This window comes from Chitinophaga sp. 9-1-y (genome assembly GCF_059511905.2).
Map to the genome: position 1 here is coordinate 3,416,756 of NZ_CM197955.1, position 25,215 is coordinate 3,441,970.

A 25,215-nucleotide genomic window follows, 5' to 3' on the forward strand; every position below is an offset into this window, starting at 1 on the left:
GAATGAGAAGAGCGAATGAATAATTTTCAATATCCGCTTATAACATTCGCTACAATAGCTTTTTGCCTTCTGCTTTCTACTTTCTGCTCTCCGGCAGATATTTCATGATTTCCTGGTAAATATCTTTTTCGCGGAAAGGCTTCATCAGCCAGCCGTTGAAACCAGCCTTCCGAAACGCGGTTTCTTCCTCTTCCGTAAGATTGGCGGTCAATGCCAATGCCACTACATTGGCTTTCTCCGGCTGCTTGTCCTGGCGGATTTGTTCCATCACTTCAATTCCGCTCATTCCCGGCATGTGCATATCCAGTAACACCAGGTCGTAGCTATATTGATGGAATAAGTCGATAGCACTGCTGCCATCTGTGGCCATATCAAAGCGGCATTTCCAGCGGGTCAGGATTAATTTTAATAACAACAGGTTCATTTCCTGGTCGTCCGCCACCAACACATAACGTCCAGCCATAAACGCGCCGGTAGTTTCCTTTACATCTTTCGGTGTTTGGGTGACCATCAACGGCACCGATACTTTTTCATACGGGATTTCGCAGATAAAACTAGATCCTTTATTCAGTTCACTCTGCACCTTAATATCGCCACCTTGCAGCATGATCAGGCGTTTGGTGATGGCCAGTCCCAGCCCGGTGCCCTTAACACTGTTACGGGAACTGCCTGCCTGGAAGAAGCGCTCAAAGAGGCGTTCCTGTGCTTCCCGGCTAATGCCTTCCCCGGTATCGGTTACGGTGAAGCTGAACAAAGCAGTGGTATCATTCTTAGCCGACAGTGTAGCCGTTACCGTGATACTGCCTTTGTCGGTATATTTAACGGCATTACTCAACAGGTTAATCAAAATTTGCTTCAGGCGGAAAATATCTCCATTGACCTGGCCATTTTTATCTCCTTCAAAGCTTACCTGGAATTCCAGGTTTTTCCGCACAGCCTGTACCCGCATCATATCTATTACTTCCTGATATACCTGGTATAAAACAAAGGGTTGCGGAGATAAAGAAATATAATCGTTTTCCAGTTTAGAGAAATCCAGTACATCATTCACCACCTGTATCAACATGTTGGTAGCGGATTCTATTGATCCCAGTATACTTTTTTGTTCGGGGTTCAATGTGGTATACCCCAATTGTTCCGTGAAGCCGGCAATGGAATTCAGGGGGGTACGCATTTCATGACTCATGTTGTTCAGGAAGTCTGTACGTACTTTTGTTTGTTCTTCCACGGCCTGTTTGGCGAGTTCCAGTTGCCGGTTCTTTTTTCGCATTATCCATGCGCCGGCAGCGATGATACCTGTGAATAGCAGCAGGGCTATTAAAGCTTTCAGGGTGATGCTTTTCATATTATAGGTACTGGTTTGCACCACCTGCTGCGCTCCCTGTTTCACGGTGCGATTTTGCAGCGAAGCATTTTCTCTCAAAGAAATCAGCAATGCTTTTAGCCGCCCCATCATGGCCATGCTGTTGCCTGCCAGGGAGGATTCCTGGTCGTTGAGTTTGAGCCGGTTAACCAACTGCTTCTTCAATATATCTTTATAATAACCGTTTACATCTGTTACTACCTTTTTTAACTGCATGGCGTCATAGGTTTCTTTGTCTATCACGCGACCATCTTTGGTTTTCACCCGGATGCTGATCTGTGCTTTTACGGTATCTTTTTTATTGGCAAAAGCGTTGCCCAACCGTTTAAAAAAGCCTTTCTTTTGTTCTTTGGGCGCCTGTACATTATTTACTGTATCAATAGTGACTTTCTCTTTTTTAATTTGCGTCACCTTATAAGCAGGAATGCTGTTGAGTAGTTTATCGATCATGTCATTTTTCAACGAGCCGGTTAACATAGAGTCGGTGGCTTTTTTCAGCGCTGCGATGTTGCCGGAAACGGTTTCCTTTTCCCGGATCAGTTGTTTGAAGGATGCCTTATTGGTGTGGCTGTTGAGTGTATAGCTAACGGTGTCAATAATGGATAACACGTTGCCCAGTTCATCGGAGAACCGTTGCAGGTATTTACGCTCGTACAGCACAGTATACAGGCGGAAATTGCTCTCCGCATCATTGAGCGTAAACAGGGCGGAGTCCATTAAATGGACTGCGGGGTCGGCTATCATGAGGGTATCTGTTGCCTTCAGCAGTTTGGCTGCGCTTTGGCGGTGAATCCTGTAGCCAGAAAAAAACAGGGTCACCAACAGGATAAAAATCAGCGATAACGGCACTACAAACAATAAAACAGACTTACGCATATGGTTAAAGCGATTAGGGTAACGAACTCCATACTTTTTTACTACAGCTTCTACGAGATTACGGGACTTTGTTGTGCAACTCTTATGAAAACGTCTATATAAAAATATGCTATAACTCAGTAATGGTATCGTTACCCGGCTTCATCGCTACAATTCCGGGATACCGTATCCATCATACGGCGAAATCAGGATTACATCCGTTATTTGCAGTGGCAGAAAGCTGCCATCTTCCCGGAGATACCGGTAAGTATTTCCGTTCCTGCAAAGTAACGGGAAACTATATGCAACGCTGCTGGCACCATAGCCGGCAGCTTCTCCCAACATCACATCATCAAACACTTCCGTGCTAACAGGCTTTCCCTGTTTATTCAACACCTTAAATTTACGATCCTGTTGTACCAGGAATCCAAGGCCACTTTTTTCATATAACACCTGGTCGTAGATGGGTGGTACTATCACTTCCCCGTTATTGGCGGCCAGGCCCTGTTTATATTCGGTGGCATCCTCATCTCTCTTTGTGAGCCACACGTAGCTGGTATCTGCTGCCCGGTCTGCCATGTATTCATCTCCGTCATAGATCAATGGTACTATTATTTTACCGGTATTATCTGCATATCCCAACTGGAGTGCGCCATTGTTGTTTTTCTTCATTAACCTCATTACGTTGTTGCGCACATACACTACTTTCTCGTACGCAACAGGCAGGATTTCCTCTCCCCGGGTGTTGATAACGCCCATATGGTTCTTCCTGTTCACGATCAATATGCCCGGCGTACCTGTCACCACCACCTGGTCGTACAACAATGGTATTTTTTGGCGGGTCCGGCTGTTGAATAAGCTGTATCCTGTTTTATTGCCATTGTCAATGGTGAGCAGGTATTCCTGTTGGCCGGCGGCCTGGATACTACTATATATCATTGGCAGTATGGGAGCGCCTTTTGCGTCGTACATGCCTTTGTAATAATGTCCATTGCTTTCTTTGGTCGCTACCAGCAAAGTAGTGTCGCCGTCCACCAACGACACATCGTACAAAGTAGCAGGTAGCAGCAGCCGTTTACTTTTGCGGTCATACACGCCGGTAAATCCGTGTTGCTTTACCCAAAGCAGTTGGGCCGGCAACGCACCATAGTCTTCGTATGCTGCCGGTAACACCTGTTCTCCTGTTATGCTGTACAGCCCTTTCTTTCCCTGGTATGTTGTTTCCAGCACCCCTGTCAGTGGCGATTCCGAACCCGCCCGATCGATATCAAAAAAAGCCGGGGCCACTGTTTTTTTGTTTCCCGGGTGATAGAAACCATACAGGGCCTTTTGCTTTAATTTAAATAAAGAAAGCGACTCATTTGCATTGACCGGGACGCTCATGCCTGTGATTTCAGTGTAATTCACCGGCAACAACTTTTTGCCGGTGGTGTCCAGCAAATTATAATCTCCATTTACTGGCACTATAAAATAATGGTCATAAATGGTGATATCGCCCTCATATGCAGGTGGGATAATGACTTTTCCATCTTCCCGGATAATACCTTTTTTTTGATCCTTTGTGATGACCAGGTAGGGACCTGCGGATCCATTTTCCTGACTTTCTATTTCTTCATACACAAAATCTGCTACCTGGGTACCATCTTCCTCAATAAGTCCGTAGTAATTATTTTTTTTTGCTTTCAGCAAATGCCCGCTGACCAGTTCCATATTGGTATATGTTGGTGAGATATAGGCCGTTTTGGTGCCTATATTAATCACCGCATCCTGTCCCTCTTTTTTAAAACACAGTATCCAGTTATCGCTGCGCATGAAGCTGTGTTCATGATCATATTCAAAAGGAACCAATATATTGTTGTTGAAATCCAGCACGCCCCATTTGCCGTTCTGTTGGGCAAATACATAATTGCCTTTACTACCGCATCCGCCACAGTAATCGAATGCATCATATTGGGCAGGTATTACCAGTTTATTTTGGGAGGTGCTGAACACCCCGTATTTCCCATGTTCCTTTACATCAAAATGCGTTTCATCCAGGATGCCCACCTGTTCAAATTGCATGGGCAATAACAGTTTACCACGGGAATCGGCGTACGTAATTTTATTACCCTGGTGCAGTTCCAGGTAAGTTTTCCATTTATAGTCGATAGTATCGTACACTGGCTGCAGCAGCCATTTTCCTGCCCCATCCACTACACCCATTTTGCCGTTGCGGCTTACCAGTATATTAGTGGCCTGCAAATCGAGCAGCTGATGGTTACTATTATTATCCTGGTCAGGCAATAAGGGATGATAGGTAGCCAGGGCCTGGTCAAACATCTTCTCCCCTTTTGTATTGATATACCAGCTTTGGCCGTTGTCTTCCAAACGGGCCAGTCCATTGTTGAAAACAGTGCCTTTCTGCGCCAACGCGCCGGTAGCCGCCAGTAATAATCCTCCTGCCAGTAACAAACGTATATTCATATGCCGCGGCTTTTAATCGTTATAGCTTTTTTTCTTTTCTGAGCGATAAGGGAACGGTTTGCCGTCTTTATCCAGGTAGAAATACCATTTCCCTTGTTTTACCAATAAGGGAAAAATGAGGTCACTGCCATAGTTCACGTCCATCTCATCATAAATGGCTGGGATCAGCAGGCGCCCAGTTCTGTCAGCAATACCGTTCTTACGTCCTTTGGTAAGGCGGAACAGGTTTGCCTTTTCCAGGTAATCGATTTCATCATATTCCGGCGGAAAGAGGATGTTGCCCTGGCTGTCTGTAAGGCCGCACAATTTGCCTGTATATATTTTAAAGCAGGGCAATTTATATTCTTTATCAATCCGCTGGTATTTAGCGGGTAGCAGCACTTGTCCTGATTGAGTGACAAGGCCGTGGAGGCCCTCTTTTTTGATTAACAGCACGCTGTCGGCCAATGAGGTGATATCTTCTGCATCAACCGGCAATATCACCTGTTGCTGCCGGTTAATAATGCCGTACCGCATTTCGCCGGATGGAATATTCTTTCCTGCCAGGGCCAGGCCGTTACAGAAGTCGCCCACAAAGTTGTATCCTTCAAAGAGGACTTCTTTGCCGTTGTGGTCCACAAAAACATTCTCGCGCGGATCGCCCCATATTTTCAGCAGGCCGTCGCTGTAGCGGATACCGGCGTTTTTCATGCCATCGGGCATGAGCGTCCGTGAGTAGCGGTCGCTTTTGAATTCCCAGCGGGGGTTGGTGTATAATACCTTACCCGCTATATCGGTGAGGGTGTAAACGGTGCCATCGTCTGTATAACGGGTGTCTACGATGCGGTCTGCATCTACCCCATTATAACTGCCATACCGTTCTCCTCCCCTGATAATTTTCCCATTTTTAGTGACCAGGAAGGTAGTATCATTATTTCTCAGGTAGAGCAGCTCCGGGTTTTGCCATTGTATCCAATCGTATATGGGTGGTAGTATTTCTTCGTGGGTGCTAATATTGAACAGGCCCAGGTGCTCATCTTTTATCACCGGGAGATAGTTGCCTTTGGTGGCGCCAAGGGCATCGTCCTGGTATGAAAAGCTGCTGTTGTAGCCGGTTACCGCGCCATCATATTTCGCGGGCATCACCTGGTTACCTTTTAGATCGAACAGCACACTGCGATTATCTTTTGTGGCAGCCACGTATGGGACTTCCTGGTATACCTGGATATCTATCTTTTGATATTCTGCTGGTATTATTGGTTTGCCATCCGGATCCAGCAAGGCGGTGTTACCGTCTTTGCTCACTATAAAATAAGCGGGGCCTGTTTCTTTAGTGCCGCTGCTGCCTATTGCAGGAACAAGATATCCGTATACCTCTTGCCCGGCAGCATTGATGGCCCGGATCTCCTCATATTGCGGGGCTATGATTTCTTTGCCGAGCGCATTAATAACGCCCCATTTATTACCTACCGCCACTTTCATCATATTTACCAGGGGCTCGGCATTCGTATACTTCAGGGGCTGCAACAGGGCGCCGGTGCTATCGGCAAAGCCTGTTTTGCCGGCATTGGTCACCGCGAAAATAGTGGTGGATGGGCCACGGCCACACTTATCATATACCGGTGGGGTAATGGCCTTGCCGGTTTTATCCATGATACCGGTTTTACCCTGCACCTCATAGCCGAAAAAGGTGCTGCCTTCGTAGCCCAGGTAACTAAAGCCCGTGTATTGCAGCGGGGCAATGATACGCCCATCTTCTGCTGCCAGTCCCACTTTGGCGCCTTGCTTCACCTCTACCGCACCTTCCAGCGCATAGCTTTTGCCTACACTTGTATATTTGGGAGATTGCAATACCTGGCCCGTTTTAATGTCCAGCCAGCCGTACAATCCGTTCTGTTTCACTTTAACCAGGTGAGGTGTGAGCACATCTACCTCGCTGTATATAGGTTCGCAGAGCACATTCCCCAGGGTATCAATGGCGCCATATCGGCCATTGAGGCGAAGCACCAGGATGCAATAGTTCTTTGCCGGCGATTGCTCATCCTTTTCATCGTGAAGCGTAATGTCATCATATTTAAAAGGGGCAATGACTTTGCCGGCGTTATTCACGGCGCCATAAGCATTGTGTTTGACTCCTACGAAAGTGCGGTAGTAGCCAATGTTTTCCAGTTTATCGATGAGTACCTTCCCGGAATAGTGCAGCATTTGTTTTTGCAGTTTAATTTTTACCGGGGCAAATTCCCCGTCGAACCTGTCGAGATAATCTGCCAGCGCTGGCGTAGATGGACCTGCAACAGGTGACGGCGTTTGGGCCAGGCTAACAAACGGTGGGAACAAAAATGATAACGTCAATATCAAATGCTTCATCAGGATATAATCTTTTTATATGGGAGATATGGTAAATCCTTGTTTTTACAAAGATGCCGTTCTTTTGCCGTCCTCTCCAAATTTATGTCCCTACATCTTATATACAGGATGATCTACAAAACATCTACAAACATATAAAATCCGCTGCCATACACCATTTCATTTTGCAAGCTTACACAGCTTAACACTGGTTAACATACGTTCCTGTAAAAGTGGTGGGCATTTATGTGTTTTTTTACTACGTTTGCCGATTCCCGTTTTGGGGTGTGAACCTAAAAATGAAAAAACTCTACATTATGAATGGTATGAAAAAATCGGTGGCTGCTGTTATGCTGGGTGCTGTTACAGCACTACAAAGCCTGACAGCAGTTGCTCAAGTTAATGAAAAGCCCAAACTGATTGTGGGTATTGTAGTGGACCAGATGCGTTGGGATTATTTATATCGTTATTATGACCGCTATGAAAGTGGAGGGTTCAAACGTTTATTGGGGGAAGGATTTTCCTGTGAGAATACATTCATCAGCCATCTTCCGTCTTTTACCGCCGTTGGGCACAGTACCATTTATACCGGTAGCATACCTGCCATTCATGGTATCACAGGCAACGACTGGCCGGACCAGGTAACCGGCAGGAAATGGTATTGCACCGAAGATACTACTGTACAACCGGTAGGCAGCAACAGTTCCGCAGGTAAAATGTCGCCACGCAACCTGCTGGCCTCCACTATTACCGATGAATTGCGCCTGGCTACTAACTTCCGCTCCAAAGTAGTAGGCGTATCGCTGAAAGACCGTGCCTCGATTTTACCAGCCGGACATACACCGAATGGTGCTTTCTGGCTGGACGACAGCAACGGCAGTTTCATCACCAGTAGCTATTACATGAATGAACTGCCTGACTGGGTGAAAAAGTTCAACGATCGTAAAGAGCCACAACAACTGATGTCTAAGCCCTGGGAAACGCTGTACCCTATCAATACCTACGCGCAGAGCACCGCCGACGACATGGCCTGGGAAGGTACTTATCCCGGAGAAAAAGCACCGGTATTCCCACATCAGCTGAAAGAAGTTTATAAAAAAGATCCGGGCAGTTTACGCGCTACCCCTAACGGGAATACGCTGACACTGGACTTTGCACAAGCCGCCGTAGATGGCTACGACCTGGGTAATGGCGCCGCTACCGACTTCCTTACCATCAACTGTGCCTCTACCGACTACGTAGGTCACCAATTCGGCCCTAACGCTATTGAAGTAGAAGATACCTATCTGCGTTTAGATAAAGACCTGTCTTCTTTCTTCAGTTATCTCGATAAAAAAGTAGGTAAAGGTAATTACCTGGTATTCCTCACCGCTGACCATGGCGCTGCACACGCCATTAAATTTATGCAGGAACATAACCTGCCAGCTGGTCCGGTGGGAACCCGGAAAATGTTGGCTGGCCTGGATAGCACGCTCACCAAACAATTTGGCGTTGATAAACTGGTGACTTCTTTCATGAACTACCACGTGAGCTATGATAAAGCGAAAATAACTGCTAACAAACTGGACTATGATGCTATAAAGAAAGCGTCTATTCAATATTTTGAAGCCCTGCCAGGCATCCAGTTTGCCGCCGATTTAGATAATATCGGTACCAGCCCGCTGCCAGAGCCAATTAACACCATGGCCATCAACGGTTACAATCGCAAACGTACCGGCGCTGTTATTGTTATTCCGGAACCAGGATGGTTTGAAGGTTCGCTGAAAGGCACTACCCACGGTAACTGGAACCCATTCGACATTCATATTCCACTGGTGTTTATGGGATGGCATGTTAAACATGGCGCCAGCAATGAAACCGTTCATATGACCGATATCGCTGCTACACTCGCCGCTATGCTGCATATACAGATGCCAAGCGGATGCGTTGGTAAGCCTGTGCAGCAGATACTGCAATAAAAAAATTACGAATTACGAATTACGAATTACGGATTTGTGGGAAGATTGTAAACGCGAAGAATACTCGCTTTAATCTTCCCACAAATCCGTAATTCGTAATTCGTAATTCGTAATTCTCTCTTTACGCTCTCCCCATAAACGGATCCGTGATTCCTTCGGCTCCTGTTTCTACCTTGCCGGCATAGCGTTGGCTGAATTGGTTGAAGCCCGTCACACTCACCGCAAAATCATACCAGCCCTGGCTTTTCTTCAAGGTCAATATAATATCCAGGGTTGCACCAGCCGCCACTTTGCGCTGGATCATATTCCCGCTGTAGGCCATGTCCCGGATGAGTAATTCGCGGGCAGTACTACCGGTGTTGACTATACGCAATACCAGGTTGCCGGTAGCTTTTTTCTTTAGCTGTCCGGCTCTTTCATAGCTAAGTTGCAGCTCAAGCTGCGGATGTTCGGCAGTACCTTTAAACTCCCTGTAAAATCCGTTAGGTCCGTGTAAATGCAGGTGATACTGCGATCCTTCAAAATCTTTTACCGCCCACTCGTATTGCAAGGTATCGCCGGCGGCTACTGCAAATGACCAGGTTTTGCCGGGAAGATCAGGCCGATTACCGAAAGGACGGGTGGTATAAACGGTGAAGGGCGCACCCACCGCTTTATCACCAAAGATGTTGGTAGCCGCCTGCATTTTCAGTGATAACTGTTGCTGACCGGGTTGCCATTGTGCATCAGCGAGTAGTTCATACGGCAACGCACAGGCTGGACGCGTACCCGTTTCCTGGTATAGTGACAGCGGGCGCTGTTTATTTTTAAAGGCCGCTACCTGCTCACTGGCAATTTTTGTAAAACCTGTGGGAACATCTTTGAAACGCGCGTTGTTGATATTTTCCACCACACGATGCTGCTCCAGGAAAATTTGCTTTGCCGGTGTAGCCGGATTGAACGGGCTGAAGGCGGCGGTTAAATCCCCGCTGATGGTACGTCTCCACTGGCTGATATTATCGAAATGCAGTTGCTTATGCAGCTTCTGATTAAAGAAGGTTTCGAGAAATTGTAAGGTAGACGTATGTTCAAATACCTGCGAACACACTTTTCCGCCTCTGCTCCATGGTGATGCAATCATCATCGGTACCCGGAAACCCAGTCCTACCGGCGCTTCCCGGGCCTGTTTCTCACTAACTCCCTGCGCCAGTTCATGTGCCAGTCGCACCTGTTCTATTTCTGTATCAATGCCGGCTGAGCATTTGCCGGTATCGGGCCGTTTGTTATCGCAGATGGAGAAAGGAACATGGTGATCGAAGTATCCATCGTTTTCATCGTAGGTGACAATGAAAATTGTTTTCTTCCAAACTTCCGGTTGTTGTGTAAGGATATCCAGTATTTCCGATACATACCAGGCGCCGTACCAGGGGGCGCTGGGATGGTCTGAGAAGTTCTGCGGGCCCGCCAGCCACGACACATAGGGCAAGGTGCCGTCTTTTACATCCTGTCTGAACTGATGCAATACATCTCCTGCCGGCACGGTGATTTCGCGGGCGGTAGCGCCGTCCTGGTAGTTGACGGTGGTCACGTTCCGGTAGGCCGGATCTTTACTGTTGACAACGAAGGCGCGCTGGTACAGCGCCTGCTGCTGTGGAGTAAGTCGTTGGTAGCTTTCTTTGTTCCATTGCAACAGTTCTTTGGTGGCATTGTCCAACACGGCCTGTTTTTTAGCGATATCTGTGCGGATCTTTTCTGCGGCCGCCTCAGAGGAAGGACTGGCCTCCTGTAGTTTATTGATTTCATCCGGCAGTGTTTCCACCTGCTTCATCAGCCCGTTGATATAACGTTCGGAGAACTTCACGTTATAGGCCGCGAAAAATTCCAGCAGGTTACAGCCAAAGTTGGCCAGCCATGCCCGCTCTTCTCCTTTGAATCCGCCGCCACAACTAATTTCGTTCTGATAAAATTTCCAGGAGATGCCGTTTTCTTCCAGCAACTCCGGGAATGTTTTCCAGTGCAGTTTGGCGTAGCTGTAGTCGTCGTTTCGTATATGCGCTTTCGGTATACCATTTTCATTTTCCACTATTTTCCCCGTCCAGAAAAAAGAGCGGTTGGGTGTGGTGCTGGTCATAGCAGAACAAAAGTTCTGGTCGCATACCGTGAAAGCATCTGCCATCGCGTAGTTGAAGGGCAAATCCTCCCGGGTGTAGTAACCCATGGTTAACGGCATGGCGGCATATTCTTTGTTGCCCGGGCGTTTGGCGATCAGCCATTTATCGTAGCGGCCTTTGTTATATGCATCCACCTGGCTGGGACGCGAATGTGGCAAATCACCCATCCACGTGGCTTTGGTGTCTTTGATATTTAAACGAAAAGGGGCATACGTGTCGCCCTTTTCGTTGGTTTGGAACCATACAGGATTATCGTTCGGCAGCCATACGGCTCTTGGATCATTGAAACCGCGTACGCCCTGAAGGGTACCAAAGCAGTGATCGAAAGAGCGATTTTCCTGCATCAGGATCACAATATGCTCCGCATCCAGGAAAGTACTTCCCGGCGCCGGATCTATGGCCAGCGCCTTTTGAATAGAGGCCGGCATCAGGGTGGATAGCCCTGCTGCTCCTGATAACAACATTGATTTTTTTAGGAATTCCCTGCGTGAGTCCATAGATAGCCTGGCGTTATTTTTTTTACATTGTTCGCCAAAACAAAATAAACAACATTCTCAAGGAATGCAATGGCTCCGCTCATTAATTATCTGTTACCTTGTTTGCGGAAATGTTCCGGCGACTGGCCCGTATGTTTTTTGAAAAACGTGGCGAAATAAGAAGCGCTTTCAAACCCCAGCTGGTCGGCTATTTCACCTACGGAAAACCCAGTATGATAAAGCAATCGCTGTGCCTCTATGGTCACTCTTTTCCTGATTAATTCCCCGCTGGAAATATGCCGGAATTCGCGGCATAATTTATTCAGGTAGTTAGTAGTAATGTGTAGCTGCGTGGCATAAAACGAAGGTGTTTTATGACTGTTATAATGCGCTTCCAGCAAGGTTTCAAAGCGTCTTATTTTTTCATCCCGGTTACTGGTTCTTTCGGGATAGTCGTTATCGTTATACACCTGGTCCAGGCTGCACAACAGGATATTCAGGTACGAGCGCAGTACGCGGTCGCCATTTTTATATTGTTGCTGAAACTCTTGCTGCATCAGGCCCGACAGTAGTTGCCATTTTTGAAAGGCAGCAGGTTCCAATGGCAGATAACTACCGGATTGTGTTGTCAGGAAGCCAAATTGATACAGCACGTTGCTGTTATAGCGCAGTGAGAAAAAATCTTCCGTAAAACAAATAACCTGCCCGGCCGGCACCTGTATACTGCACACACTGTTGGGCGGTATACAGCAGATGCCGGGCTGGTGGATGTTAACGGTTTTATCATCTACTACTACGGTACCGGCGCTGGCGCAGAGCAGCAGGTAGCAGCGCAACCGGTGTGGTTGTTCCTGCAACGGAAATTGCTGCATCATTTCTGCCAGCGTGCCGGTCCAGAAAGCATGATCAGGCCCTATGGTGAGGAGGGCAATGTCATCAAATCTCATGTTAAAACAAATAAGTAACATGTACCATGGCTCTGTTGCCTGCTTTCACACGCATGTCGGCCATTTGTTGAGATACCACCGGCTGGAAATTAATCCCGGCGGCCATATTGCCGAAAGTGGCTTCTATCCCGGTAGTGGCGAGTAAGGCATATCCTCCGGAGACATCTACCTTCCCGGCAGCCCCTTCCCTGTCTTTATCCGCCGTTTCATACAGCAATCCTGCATTTGGCGCGATGCTTACGGTTGGCGCCAGCCTGATTTTATAATAGGCCAGCAGGTTAGCGGTAAATTTATTGCCATAACGATAGTCGTACCGATTGCCCGTATTCATCTTGTAGCTGACGTTCGTATTGATACCAGCGTCCATCAGTCGCACGTCATAAGCGGCATTGAGTGTAAAGTCAACGCTGGCAGTACCGAGTTGAAAATTATTGGGCGTGTCTTCATTCTCTTTGTGCACGGCCGGCTGATACCTGCCGGTAGGCAGTTTTACACCTCCTCCTATCCAGAGTGATTGTACCAGTAATTGATTATGGCGGGTGGTATGTTGCTTATCCAACAGCTGATAATAACCTACGGTGGCGATATCTCCCAACCCGGACTGGCGGAGTGTTACGCCCTGGTTTTCGCGGCTGTTGATATTGAGTGGTACAAATGCCAGCACGCGGAAACGGCGGCCAATATTCCAGCCTCCCCATAGTTCTGCGGTTTGGTATACTTCGTCTGTTGTCAGGTAAGAAGTGGTACCACCGGGGCCCAGGTGCGACCGCATGGTTTTATACTGGTACCGTAATCCTACGAACCGTTTCTTAAAATCCGGCAGGAGGCCGATATAATAACTACCTACACCGCAGCCGCAGATGTCGCACGCGCGACATTCATACATACCGCCGAGCAGGCATAACAAGAGTATCATCCATCGTTTCATTCCATATCTTTTTTAAGGTGCTTCTTCGGAAAATCTTTTATCGTTGATAAAAGAAGGATCATTCAGGGTTTGCAGGAATGCCAGCAATTGTGTTTGTTCCGTATTGCTGAGTGCAATGCCCAAACGGCCGTGCTGTTTCAGCAGCGGGTCTAAAGTAGGCATGTCCTGTACTTCTGCGGTATAATGCCTTAAAACGGCCGCCAATGTATAAAAGCGACCATCGTGCATATAGGGTGCGGTGTACGTGAGGTTGCGTAAACTGGGCACTTTAAAGGTGTATTTATCGGCCGGATTCAGCGTAACAGCATAACGTCCTTCGTCGTTGTTGGGTCCGGCCCCCAGGCCGTTGTTGCGGAACGACTGGTCCGTAAACAGCGGCTCCCGGTGGCAGCTGCTGCAATGCTGTTGGTATAAGGCATAGCCTTGTTGTTCATCCGTGGTGAAATACACGCCTTGTTGCCGTTTTACGCTGTCGTATTTCGACTGATCGCTGACCAGCATCACCATGAACTGCGATAATGCCTTCATCATACGCGCTGTGGTGATATCCTTGCTGCCAAAGGCTTTCTGAAACAACGCCGGATAGGGAGCGGTGTTACGGAGTCGCTGCAATACATTGTCCATGCTTTCATCCATTTCCACCGGATTGGTGATGGGAGCAATAGGCTGCAGATCCAGGTCAAACACACCGCCGTCCCACATGAAGGTGGTATTCCAGGCCAGGTTCATGATGGGCGGGGAATTGCGGCTGCCGAGGCGGTCGTCGATACCATGGCTTACATCATGTCCGTGATGTGTGAAAGCGGATGTTTGCAGGTGGCAGAAGCCACAGGAAATGGTATTGTTACGGGAAAGCCTTGGCTCGTAGAATAATTTTCTGCCGAGTTCAAAACCTGCTGATGTCACCGGGTTGTTTTCCAATTTATAAGCCGGCGCCGGGAATCCGGCAGGCTGCCGGAATCCGATGAAGGCGGCCAGTTGCCGTTCCTTGCTGCATGCCAGCAAAAACAGCACCATGGTGGTAATGATTATCCATTGTTGCCTGTTCATACACTTTAATTTTCTGTATGATCATGGTGGAACATCTGTGTGTAATTAGCGGAGATATTCCGGCTAAATTCGCTGAACATCACCGTAGGGTTAGCAGCAATACTGATATCGGTGCTACCGTTAAACATTTTCAGGATGTCTGCCATCAGGTGAATATTGGCTTCGCGGCCTTGTCTTACTTTGGCAATGCCACCGGCAGCCAGGTCAATGGTGATCGTTTTGATATTATTCAATGTAGGTGCACTGTATCCACCGAAGCCACCGATATGATACCGGAACTTACGCTGGCCACTGGGGTCTACGGGTGCAGCGGCAGCAGTACCTTCCATCTTGAAGAAGATATAGCCGCTGTTCCAGCCCCAGTACATAGCATCGTCCATGCCGCCCGAAGGATTCAGCACACCGGTTCGTTTGCTGATGTCCATAGTGCTGCGCAGGCTATCTACGCCGAGTACAAAGGTGAGCGTATTATAATCTCCTTCCGGCACCTTTACTTTTACAAACTGGGAGGCCGGATTGGCTTCTGATACCAGGAAGTAGCTGTCGTCCTGCGGTACGGTGTAAGTAGCGCCTTTGCTGTTTTTCACCTGTATATTGCTGACAAAATACTGTAACAGCGAAATGCTGAAAGGTTCGCCGGCAGCGTTGGTATATACACCGGTATTCAGTTGGAGGTTCTTATCTCCTGCGATGTTATCAAATTGTATGGATAAGGTAGCCGTGGCATTGGCATCTGCCGACGGCGCAGTATCCTCTTTCTTACAGGCAGCAAAAGTGGTCAACAACAAGGCGACGCAATATATTGTGTGTTTAAAATGTAGCATGAGCATGGTTTTTTTAGGCAGGCAATACAAGGCCTCCCTCCTGCGGGATGCAGGTGGTGTAAAGACAATAAAATGGCTGTAGTACAGCCGTGTACATTTGAAAATAAAAACAAAAAGAATCAATCAACTAGGCCGTGGGTGGGCGAAACACAGCAGTGGGCTGATCAATGGGGGTGCCTATGCAATAGGGATGCAGATAGTTTTTAGTGGAGGTGGTGGCAGCAGGTTTTAATACGCCTTGCTGGAACCAGGCGGCATAAAATATTTCGCTCCGGTGATCTTTGCGTTCGGGATTATCCTGATCCCGTTTATCTTCCTCTGTCAGCTTTTTACGCAGGTGACATTTACCATTACAGTGCATGGCCGGCTTATCGCGGTTTTCACATAAGTTGGCAGCAATATAAGTTTGGTTGAAATAAAACTCGAGCATCACGAAATAGCGGCCTGAGAGCTGGCAAAGCCAGATCAGCATTAAAAAAACCGCTATGAATAATTTCCGCATGCTACCAGTAAGTGATTAGTAAAAACTTTGATGCGCAAAAGTACGCATAAACCATACGTGGTGCGTATAAAAAACGGGACTATTATTTAATTTTTCATGCTTTTCTCTACACAGGAGATCAATGAGCCTTCCGGAAAGGCTGCCAGGGCAACGAAATAAACATATTCCTCCATCCCTCAAAATAGAATGGAGGAATATTACTGACAATTATTTATTAAGCCACGTCGTAGCACGCACCACTGTGGGGTCCGACGCAGGATTTTCAAAATTACTTTCTGCGGACACTATTTCATCCGGGATTATCCTTTCTTTATATACCGTCTTGTTTCTGTCCGTATAGTATCCAACAGAGAAAATCATCATTCCCTGCTGCGCCATGGAAAAAACCCTGGTAGCCGTAATTTGTCCAAAGCTGGGTGTTCCAAATGATTTCGTCAGAGGCCGGCCTCTGAGCGCTGTTGTTACTGCTTCTCCGGCGCTGGCCGTAACGGGGCCGATTAATACAGCCACTTTATTATGAACTGATGTGGCAAGATCCATCGCCGAATCTTCCTGGCAGGCGATACCTTTTCTCATATTCCAATGCTTCATAAACTGACCCTGACGATCGGTATAACCACCCAGGGCGCCATCTTCCAGTATATCACTGATACCATCAAGCATCGGCCACATATTACCGCCACCACAAACCCGCAAGTCCAACACCCATTTCTGAATATGTTGCGCAGTTAGTTTACTGATGGCAGTTTTCATGTTTTGTTTAATCGCAGCAATCTTATCCGGATCAATTTCAGTAATCATAGGCATACGGATATAACCGATATTATTATCGAGTGCAACTACCTGTAGCTGCCGGCCATATGTTTTTACAGCGGTCATTAAAGCGGCAGATATTTCGGATGGGACATTCTCTCCCGATGCAGCCGGGTATTTTCCGTTGTAAATCCAGAAAGCATGATTATCATGCATACTCCCGAAAATGTGTTTTACCGCCTTCCCAAGTTGCTGCAGACCCGGTTCCTTACCGGCGATCAGGTAAGCGGAGTCCCTGATAACATTCCAGTTCACAGCATCGCGGTACAATGCGTACTGTTGGCATTCGTGCAGAAACACCTCAATATTGGCATGACCAATGGCGCTGGCTGATATACGGTGGATGGTGAGTGGAAGGATAGCCTTTCCCTGCCGCCAAACACCTACAACGCTGTCGCCGTAGCTTTTACCGGCAAATTGGGCCCGCAGTAACTCATCGTCAAAATTCAATACCACGCTATCTTTGCTATCAATTACCGCTGTAACAGGATGTGCAAAATTGCCTTGTGAGGGAACGCTGATTGTGCTGGCAGACTCCCCGAGACTGAAATACACCATCAATTTTATGTCACCGGTTTCCAGGGTACCTTGCCAGGCTCCTTTGTGAAAAGTAGGTTTTTGCTTACAGGAAAGGAACAAACAAACAGCAATAATGGCCATGTAATAAGCGCGTGCGGGCAATAATCTTTTCAAGGTTCTCGGATTTAAAATAAATATATCGAATAATATTACACCCGCTAAAAAACAAAATTGAACAAATGTTTTGAAAAGTTGTTCAATTTTGTATCTTTGTCGCGTAAACCAATGTTTATTGCATATGCCGGTTCGTGAAAAGAAAGTAAAAATGGATGACTCTACGGAGGAACGGATTAAAGCCGCCGCCAGGATTGTGTTCACCAAAAAAGGATACCAGGCCACTAAGGTGCGCGACATTGCGGCGGAAGCCGATATTAATCTATCCCTCGTCAACTATTACTTCCGCAGTAAAGAGAAGTTATTCCAGTTTGTAATGGCCGAGGTAGTAGAGAAATTATTCACCGCGGTGGTGGCCGTGATGGACAACCGGCAACTCAGTATACCGCAAAAAGTGGAACAGATAGCAGACCATTATATTACGCTGCTGTTAAACAATCCTGATTTCCCTTTATTTATGGTGAATGAAATATTTGCCGGTACAGATGAGCTGTTAAAAGATAACCGGAAAAATGCCATCTTCCAATCGCACTTTTTCCAACAGCTGCACGCATTACAGCAGGAAGGGAAATTGCAGATACATCCTATTCAGCTGATGATGAACCTTATTGGGTTTGTGGTAATGCCCTTCCTCGCCCGACCATTACTGGAAAGGAATAAAGTGGTAAAACCGGCCGAGTTTAAAACACTTATGGAAGAAAGAAGGCAGCTGATTCCGCTGTGGATCAAAGGAATGCTGAAATAGCATTTTTTTTGCACCAAAATTGAACAACTTTTCAAAACAATTATTCAAAATGAATATTGCACCATGAACTTATTCAAAGCACTATGCGGCTGTTTATTATTCGGTGTATTATCTGAAAAGGTGCCGGCACAGACCCTCACATTGGAGGAGTGTTTCACGCTGGCCCGGCAAAACTATCCGCTGATTAAACAGTACGACCTCATTGCGCGCAGCAGCCGCTACTCCGTAGAGAATGCAGGCAAACTATACCTGCCACAACTCACCATCAGCGGGCAAGCCAGCTACCAGTCGCAGACCATTAACTTCGGTGATGTATTGCCAGCCATTCCCGGATTGAATCCTCCGGTATTAAGCAAAGACCAGTATAAAATACAGGCGGAGATCACCCAGCAAATCTATGATGGCGGCGTTGGCAAATTACAGAAGCAAAGCAGTCGCGCCAATGAGGCCATTCAGCAACAACAGCTGGAGGTGAATCTATATGCAGTAAAAGACCGGGTAACACAGCTCTATTTCGGCATCCTGCTGATGGACGCCCAACTGCACCAAAACCAACTCCGGAAAGCAGACCTGCAAAGTGCCGCTCAAAAAGCCCAGGCAGCCCTGGCTAACGGTGTCGCCTATAGGAGTAACGTAGATGAACTCAAGGCGGAAATCGTGAACAGCGACATGGCCGCCACCGAATTCAGCGCTAACCGTACCGCCTATATGAAAATGTTGTCGGTGTTTATTAACCAGTCGCTCAGCGACAGCACTACCCTGGCCTACCCCGCATCAGTGACGCCACAAAGCGATATCCATCGCCCGGAAATTACTTACTACGACATCCAGAAAAAAGCATACGATGTACAGGAAAAGCAGCTCACGTCCAATTACCTGCCTAAACTAAATGCCTTTCTGCAGGGCGCCTATGGCCGTCCTACGCTGAATATTGTAGACAATAAATTTGGGCCCTGGTGGGTGGGAGGCGTACGCTTGAGCTGGTCGCTCGGCAGCCTGTACTCGTTGAAAAACAACCGGCAACAGCTGGACATCAACCGGCAAAACCTCGACATCAGCAAAGCGATGTTCCTGTTCAATACTAACCTTACTTTACGGCAACAAAGCCAGGACATGGAAAAGTATACCATGCTGATGGAACAGGATGACCAGGCAATCAGCCTCCGGTCGTCCGTACGAAAATCAGCACAGGCACAGCTGGACAATGGCGTGGTTACCGTACATGAGTACATTGCACAACTCAACGCCGAAAATCTCGCCAAACAATCGCGGATACTACATCGCATACAATTACTACAGGCACAATACAATTATAAAAACACTTCCGGGAACTGATTAACTACTGCATATGAAATACAACACCATATTCGGACTCGCTGCTGTGATATTGCTCCATGCCTGCGGCAATGGCAAACCCGACTACGATGCCTCCGGCAATTTTGAAGCCGATGAGGTCATTGTATCGGCACAACAAACAGGATTGCTGCTCAACTTCTCCGTACAGGAAGGCGACCGGCTTACTGCGGGACAAACCGTAGGACAAATTGATGTGGCCATCCCTACCCTGCAACGGGAACAGGTGCAGGCCTCCATCAATGCGCTGAAAGATAAAACCTTTAATCCCCTTCCGCAAACAGAGCTGGTGAAACGTCAGCTGCTGGTGCAGGAAGCCCAGCTGGAACAGCAATACCGGGAAAGAAAAAGAACAGAGAACCTGGTAAAAAACGATGCCGCCACCCAAAAACAACTGGATGATATCAATGCCGCTATTGTACAACTGGAACGGCAAATCAGCGTAACACGGCAACAAATAAAATTGAACGACTCCAATACCGCCACTCAAAACCGGACCATCCTCAGCGAAAAAGCACCACTGGAAAAATCCCTGGCACAATATGGCGAGCAGATTCAGAAAGGGCAAATCATTAATCCCGTAACCGGTGTAGTGCTTACCCGCTACGCACTGAAAGGCGAAATGGCTGCCACAGGAAAAGCATTGTATAAAATTGCCAACATCGATACGCTATATCTCAAAGCCTATATCACCGGCGATAAATTACCCGCCATCAAGCTGGGACAAACCGTAGCAGTGCGGATTGACCAGGGAGAAAAAAACTATAAAAGTTACACGGGCAACATCACCTGGATATCAGACAAATCTGAGTTTACACCCAAAACCATTCAAACCAAAAACGAAAGGGCCAACCTCGTGTATGCCCTGAAGGTGCGGGTAAAAAATGACGGCTATCTGAAAATTGGCATGTATGGCGAAATGCTCCTTAACACCCCGGCAAAATGAGTGCAGTACTCCTGGATCATATTACTAAAACGTACGACAACGGCAAAGTGCTGGCTGTAAACGACGTATCACTACAAGTTGGAGAAGGGGAATTGTTTGGCCTCATTGGGCCAGATGGCGCCGGTAAAACCTCTATCTTCCGCATACTCACTACCCTGTTGCTGCCAGATAAAGGGCAGGCAGCCGTGAGAGGATACGATTGTGTGAAAGACTACAAAATAATCCGGAGCAAAATCGGCTACATGCCCGGCAAATTCTCCTTATACCAGGACCTCACCGTCAAAGAAAACCTGGATTTTTTTGCCACCCTTTTCGGTAGCAGCATTACGGGAAACTATGCATTAATCAAGGATATTTACGAACAGATCAAACCGTTTAATGACCGCCGTGCCGGTAAATTATCCGGTGGGATGAAACAAAAGCTGGCCCTCTGCTGTGCGTTGATTCATAAGCCGGAAGTATTGTTCCTCGATGAGCCTACCACCGGCGTAGACGTGGTGTCACGCAAAGAGTTCTGGGAAATGCTGCGGCAACTGAAGCAACAGGGAATCACCATCGTGGTATCTACCCCTTATATGGATGAAGCCATGTTATGTGAACGCATTGCGCTGATCCAGGATGGTAAAATCATGTCGGTAGATACACCGGCCACTATCATAGCCCAATTCCCGGTGCAGCTTTACGCCATCAGGGCAGATAACATTTACCAGTTACTGACAGCGCTGAGAAGTCACCCGGCAGTGGAAAGCAGTTATGCTTTCGGGGAATACATCCATATTACCCTGCGCAACAACGCTACCATAGCAGATTTACAGCAACAAATGCAGCAACAGGGACATACCCGGGTAGAGGCAAAATTAATTCAGCCGGGGGTGGAAGACAGTTTCATCCGGTTAATGAACCAGGCTTAACACGATACAGACATGGAAGAAAAAGTAATCATCTGTAAGGATCTGACCAAACGATTTGGCGACTTTTATGCCGTCAACAAAATTTCGTTTGAAGTGAATAAGGGGGAGATATTTGGCTTCCTGGGCGCTAACGGTGCCGGCAAAACCACAGCCATGCGTATCCTGTGCGGCTTATCGCATCCCAGCTCCGGGGAGGCTACCGTAGCGGGATTCAATGTTTACAAACAACAGGAATCCATCAAGAAAAATATCGGTTACATGAGTCAGAAATTTTCGCTGTATGAAAATCTGACCATCCTGGAAAATATTGAATTCTTTGGCGGCGTGTATGGCGTACCAGCGCCGGAGATCAAAAAGAGAACGGAGCAATTGCTACAACAGCTGGGGCTGACCGCAGAAGCAAAGAAATTCGTAGGCGCACTACCGTTAGGTTGGAAACAGAAACTGGCATTTTCCGTGGCTATTTTTCACCGCCCTAAAATTGTGTTCCTGGATGAACCTACCGGGGGCGTTGACCCGGTAACCCGGCGGCAGTTCTGGGACATGATCTATGCGGCTGCAGCAGCAGGTATCACCATTTTCGTCACCACGCACTACATGGACGAAGCGGAGTATTGTAACCGGGTTACCATCATGGTAGATGGCAAAGTAGAAGCATTGGACACACCTGCCCATCTAAAAGCGCAATTCGGAGCAGATAATATGGACCAGGTTTTTTACCAGCTGGCTCGTCGTGCGCAACGATCAGGCGATTAAAATATTCCTTATGAAACAGTTCCTCGCCTTTATCCGGAAAGAGTTTTACCATGTATTCCGGGATAAGCGCACCTTACTCATCATGTTTGGTTTGCCGGTAGCACAGATTGTGCTATTTGGCTTTGCACTCACCAGCGAAGTAAAGGACATCACCATTACCATCGTGGATCATGCCAGGGATATCCATACACAACAGTTGATCGGTAAAATAAAATCATCGTCCTACTTCATTGTATCGGAAGCACTATTGGACGACAATGGTATTGCAGACTCCTTTAGAAAAGGCCGGTCCAGGTGCGCCCTGATTTTTCCCTCCGGCTTCGGCAACGACTTACAACATGGAGGAAAGCCACAGCTACAGATTATTACAGATGGTTCCGATCCGAATACCGCTAAAACGGTGATCAACTATATCACGGCCATCACTATGGCCTATCAGCAGGAAGTAAGTCCTGCGGCGCATTTACCCTATATGATTATTCCTGAAACCCGGATGTTATATAATGAAGAAGGTAATGGCTCATTGAACTTTATTCCCGGCGTGATGGCCCTTATATTAATGCTTGTATGTACTGCGCTCACATCGGTATCTGTAGTGCGGGAAAAAGAATTGGGTACCATGGAAATATTGCTGGTATCCCCTTTCAAACCCCTGATGGTATTAATTGCCAAAGCAATTCCCTACCTGATCCTGTCGCTGGCTAATTTCATCCTGATCCTGGTGTTGGCGGTGTTTGTACTGGATGTAGGTATAAAAGGCAGTATAGTACTGCTTTTCCTGGAAAGCATGCTGTTTATCGTTACCTGTTTATCGCTGGGATTACTGATTTCAAATACCACCAATTCCCAGCAAACGGCATTGTTATTATCGATGATGGGCATGATGATTCCAACGATGATCTTTACCGGGTTTATGTTTCCGCTGGAGAACATGCCAAAATTCTTCCAGCTGGTTTCCAACCTGATCCCGTCGCGCTGGTATTTCCTGATAGTGAAGGCCGTGATGCTGAAGGGGCTTGGGTTTAAATATGTGTGGAAGGAAACACTGGTGTTGTTAGGCATGACGACCGTAGCATTAACAGTGGCTTTGCGAAACTTTAAAACCCGGTTATCATGAAAGTGTTGCGATATATTCTGCAGAAGGAGTTCCGGCAAATTTTCCGGGATAAAACCATCCTGGCCATGATGTTTGCGATGCCAACTATACAGCTGATCATTCTGCCCCTGGCCATGAATTTTGATGTAAAGCATGTGAACCTGGCGGTGGTGGATCATGACCACAGCAGCTATTCACAGCAACTGCTGGCTAAAATAGGCGCTTCCGGCTATTTCAGGATCATAGCCACATCGGGATCTTTCCGGGAGGCATTAACTTATATAGAAAAAGAAAAAGCGGACCTGGTACTGGAAATCCCTCCTGGCTTTGAAAGCAACCTGGTGCGGGAAGGCTCGCAAAAGCTCGGGGTATCTGTAGACGCTATTAATGGCACCAAGGCCACTATTGGTGGTAGTTACCTGCAGGCGGTGATCCTGGATTTTAATAAAGAGATACCCATTAATGCGGGACAAGGTACCCCGTCGGGCGTTATTGACCTGACCTACTCGAACTGGTTTAATCCATTGGCGGAGTATCGGTTTTATGTAGTACCGGCGGTATTGGTGCTATTGCTGACGTTGATTGGCGGCTTTATGTCGGCGCTGAATATAGTGAGAGAAAAAGAAGTGGGCACTATAGAGCAAATCAACGTAACGCCTATACGTAAATGGGAATTTATTCTTGGTAAGTTGATTCCTTTCTGGGTGGTGGGGATGATTGTTTTTACGCTGGGATTATTGGTTGCCTGGGGCGTATATGGTATCTGGCCGGTGGGAAGTTTTATCACGCTGTACCTGTTTGCAGCAGTGTACCTGGTGGCGTTGCTGGGATTTGGTTTATTAGTATCCACGTATACCAGTAATCAGTTACAGGCTATGTTTGTGGCATTCTTTTTTGTGATGATTTTTATGCTCATGAGCGGCCTGTTCACAGCCGTAGAGAGCATGCCCGCCTGGGCCAGGGTCATTTCAAATTTAACGCCTGTCACGCATTTTATTAAAGTTATCCGGATGATTGTGTTGAAAGGGAGCGGGTTGATGGATGTGAAATGGGAGTTTGTATACCTCGTGTTGTTTGCCCTGGTATTGAATGGCTGGGCGATTTTAAATTACAGGAAGACAAGTTGATGGAGCTGTTTTTTGTCTATTTTGTTTGCGGTTATTTTTTGTAAGATGATATACTTCTCCCGTATCCCAAGGAGATGAAAAAGATATCGTCAGTGTGCAACCGGCCGTGCGGCTTATCCGGCAATCGAACTACTACCGGTACGCGAAAGTGATGGAAGAATAGTAGTACCCTATCTTCCGTAAAAAATAAAAATAATTTGCTGTTTTATTTTTTTCCTTATCTTTATCTACGAAGAAATTCGTAATATAAGAAAAGCCTAATTCATCTATTAAAACGGTACAATGAAAAAAGCCCTTTTAGTTTTCCCGGTTGCCCTTTGTTTGTTGCTGAATGGTTGTTCCAATCAAACGAACACGGCACAACAAAAGGATGACGCCCCATCCAACAGCAGCGCTCAACAAAATAACAATGTTCATATAGGCGGTAGCGTTAGTACATTTGTAAAAGATTCCGTTGCCTTTAACCAGGCATTTGGACATGACCTGGTAATTTGCAATTTCAATTTTGACGGAAAGTATGTTGGTGGCGATGCCCCTGGCCAGGCGGCGCTGACCAATCCGGCAGATGTTGCGAAGGTTATTGCCCATACCCAGGTAGATGATGTGAAACTGACAATTATTACTTCACCTGATAAGGATAGTGCAAAGCTGAAAGGATTGTCTGACCAAATGGTGGCCTACCTGAAAAAAGACTTGTTTTTTGGCGGTTTTAAAAAGTATACGATTACTATCGGTGCTGACGGCCAGCCAATACAGCACTTCAATTATTAATCATCTCCCGAAGGGGGGCATTAAATAAAAGCAAAAGAGGGACATGATTCCCTCTTTTTGCATTTAATACATTACATTTTAACCACCTATATATCTCCACCCCCTCCTGCTCCACGCCACTGCCAACAGCTGCCGTGGCCCTGCCTTGCCGACCATACGTACT

The 25,215-nt window shown here is 47.0% G+C and carries 19 protein-coding genes; 9 read left to right on the forward strand and 10 right to left on the reverse strand.

Annotation, left to right across the window (positions count from 1 at the left end):
• Window positions 1-76 precede the first annotated feature (76 nt).
• From AC5ZC7_RS13590 to AC5ZC7_RS13600, 3 genes are all read right to left on the reverse strand, one after another.
• Window positions 77-2,239, reverse strand: coding sequence for an ATP-binding protein (locus tag AC5ZC7_RS13590; RefSeq protein ID WP_496161853.1), 2,163 nt, complete (start codon window positions 2,237-2,239; stop codon window positions 77-79).
• Between the two features lie 147 nt (window positions 2,240-2,386).
• A complete protein-coding gene (locus tag AC5ZC7_RS13595; protein WP_496161854.1) occupies window positions 2,387-4,681 on the reverse strand; it encodes a WG repeat-containing protein in 2,295 nt (764 codons plus the stop codon).
• Window positions 4,682-4,693: 12 nt separating this feature from the next.
• The gene (locus tag AC5ZC7_RS13600) at window positions 4,694-7,027 is read right to left on the reverse strand and encodes a WG repeat-containing protein (RefSeq protein WP_496161855.1); all 2,334 of its coding nucleotides are present in this window, start codon (window positions 7,025-7,027) and stop codon (window positions 4,694-4,696) included.
• A 278-nt stretch (window positions 7,028-7,305) separates the two neighbouring features.
• Here AC5ZC7_RS13600 and pafA point away from each other — a divergent pair, with 278 nt between their 5' ends.
• A complete protein-coding gene (gene pafA / locus AC5ZC7_RS13605) occupies window positions 7,306-8,964 on the forward strand; it encodes an alkaline phosphatase PafA (RefSeq protein ID WP_496161856.1) in 1,659 nt (552 codons plus the stop codon).
• Window positions 8,965-9,085: 121 nt separating this feature from the next.
• Here pafA and AC5ZC7_RS13610 read toward each other — a convergent pair whose 3' ends face one another.
• From AC5ZC7_RS13610 to AC5ZC7_RS13640, 7 genes are all read right to left on the reverse strand, one after another.
• Window positions 9,086-11,578, reverse strand: a complete 2,493-nt coding sequence (locus AC5ZC7_RS13610) for a phosphocholine-specific phospholipase C (RefSeq protein ID WP_511911547.1) — start codon at window positions 11,576-11,578, stop codon at window positions 9,086-9,088.
• Window positions 11,579-11,697: 119 nt separating this feature from the next.
• A complete protein-coding gene (locus AC5ZC7_RS13615) occupies window positions 11,698-12,537 on the reverse strand; it encodes a helix-turn-helix domain-containing protein (RefSeq protein WP_496161858.1) in 840 nt (279 codons plus the stop codon).
• 1 nt (window position 12,538) lies between these two features.
• Window positions 12,539-13,465: a transporter gene (locus AC5ZC7_RS13620; RefSeq protein ID WP_496161859.1), complete on the reverse strand. Its 927-nt coding sequence runs from the start codon at window positions 13,463-13,465 to the stop codon at window positions 12,539-12,541.
• A 12-nt stretch (window positions 13,466-13,477) separates the two neighbouring features.
• Window positions 13,478-14,515 (reverse strand): cytochrome c peroxidase, encoded by a 1,038-nt coding sequence (locus AC5ZC7_RS13625; RefSeq protein WP_496161860.1) that lies wholly within the window; start codon window positions 14,513-14,515, stop codon window positions 13,478-13,480.
• 5 nt (window positions 14,516-14,520) lie between these two features.
• Window positions 14,521-15,339 (reverse strand): MbnP family protein, encoded by an 819-nt coding sequence (locus tag AC5ZC7_RS13630; protein WP_496161861.1) that lies wholly within the window; start codon window positions 15,337-15,339, stop codon window positions 14,521-14,523.
• Between the two features lie 127 nt (window positions 15,340-15,466).
• On the reverse strand, window positions 15,467-15,841 hold the full coding sequence (locus tag AC5ZC7_RS13635; protein ID WP_496161862.1) for a hypothetical protein: 375 nt from the start codon (window positions 15,839-15,841) through the stop codon (window positions 15,467-15,469).
• A 207-nt stretch (window positions 15,842-16,048) separates the two neighbouring features.
• Window positions 16,049-17,347 (reverse strand): S41 family peptidase, encoded by a 1,299-nt coding sequence (locus AC5ZC7_RS13640; RefSeq protein ID WP_496161863.1) that lies wholly within the window; start codon window positions 17,345-17,347, stop codon window positions 16,049-16,051.
• A gap of 124 nt (window positions 17,348-17,471) precedes the next feature.
• Here AC5ZC7_RS13640 and AC5ZC7_RS13645 point away from each other — a divergent pair, with 124 nt between their 5' ends.
• The 8 genes from AC5ZC7_RS13645 to AC5ZC7_RS13680 all read left to right on the forward strand — a co-directional run bounded on the left by AC5ZC7_RS13645 (window position 17,472) and on the right by AC5ZC7_RS13680 (window position 25,052).
• Window positions 17,472-18,092: a TetR family transcriptional regulator gene (locus AC5ZC7_RS13645; protein WP_496161864.1), complete on the forward strand. Its 621-nt coding sequence runs from the start codon at window positions 17,472-17,474 to the stop codon at window positions 18,090-18,092.
• A 63-nt stretch (window positions 18,093-18,155) separates the two neighbouring features.
• Window positions 18,156-19,427 carry a TolC family protein gene (locus AC5ZC7_RS13650; RefSeq protein ID WP_496161865.1) on the forward strand — a complete coding sequence of 424 codons (1,272 nt, stop codon included), beginning with the start codon at window positions 18,156-18,158 and terminating at the stop codon, window positions 19,425-19,427.
• 13 nt (window positions 19,428-19,440) lie between these two features.
• The gene (locus tag AC5ZC7_RS13655; RefSeq protein ID WP_496161866.1) at window positions 19,441-20,391 is read left to right on the forward strand and encodes an HlyD family secretion protein; all 951 of its coding nucleotides are present in this window, start codon (window positions 19,441-19,443) and stop codon (window positions 20,389-20,391) included.
• The gene (locus AC5ZC7_RS13660) at window positions 20,388-21,302 is read left to right on the forward strand and encodes an ATP-binding cassette domain-containing protein (protein ID WP_496161867.1); all 915 of its coding nucleotides are present in this window, start codon (window positions 20,388-20,390) and stop codon (window positions 21,300-21,302) included. The genes AC5ZC7_RS13655 and AC5ZC7_RS13660 overlap by 4 nt, the downstream gene beginning before the upstream one ends.
• Window positions 21,303-21,314: 12 nt before the next feature.
• Complete coding sequence (locus AC5ZC7_RS13665) at window positions 21,315-22,058, forward strand: ATP-binding cassette domain-containing protein (protein ID WP_496161868.1); 744 nt, start codon at window positions 21,315-21,317, stop codon at window positions 22,056-22,058.
• Between the two features lie 10 nt (window positions 22,059-22,068).
• Window positions 22,069-23,175, forward strand: coding sequence for an ABC transporter permease (locus AC5ZC7_RS13670; RefSeq protein WP_496161869.1), 1,107 nt, complete (start codon window positions 22,069-22,071; stop codon window positions 23,173-23,175).
• Complete coding sequence (locus AC5ZC7_RS13675) at window positions 23,172-24,281, forward strand: ABC transporter permease (protein ID WP_496161870.1); 1,110 nt, start codon at window positions 23,172-23,174, stop codon at window positions 24,279-24,281. The genes AC5ZC7_RS13670 and AC5ZC7_RS13675 overlap by 4 nt, the downstream gene beginning before the upstream one ends.
• Window positions 24,282-24,563: 282 nt before the next feature.
• Window positions 24,564-25,052: a hypothetical protein gene (locus AC5ZC7_RS13680; protein WP_496161871.1), complete on the forward strand. Its 489-nt coding sequence runs from the start codon at window positions 24,564-24,566 to the stop codon at window positions 25,050-25,052.
• The last annotated feature ends 163 nt before the right edge of the window (window positions 25,053-25,215 follow it).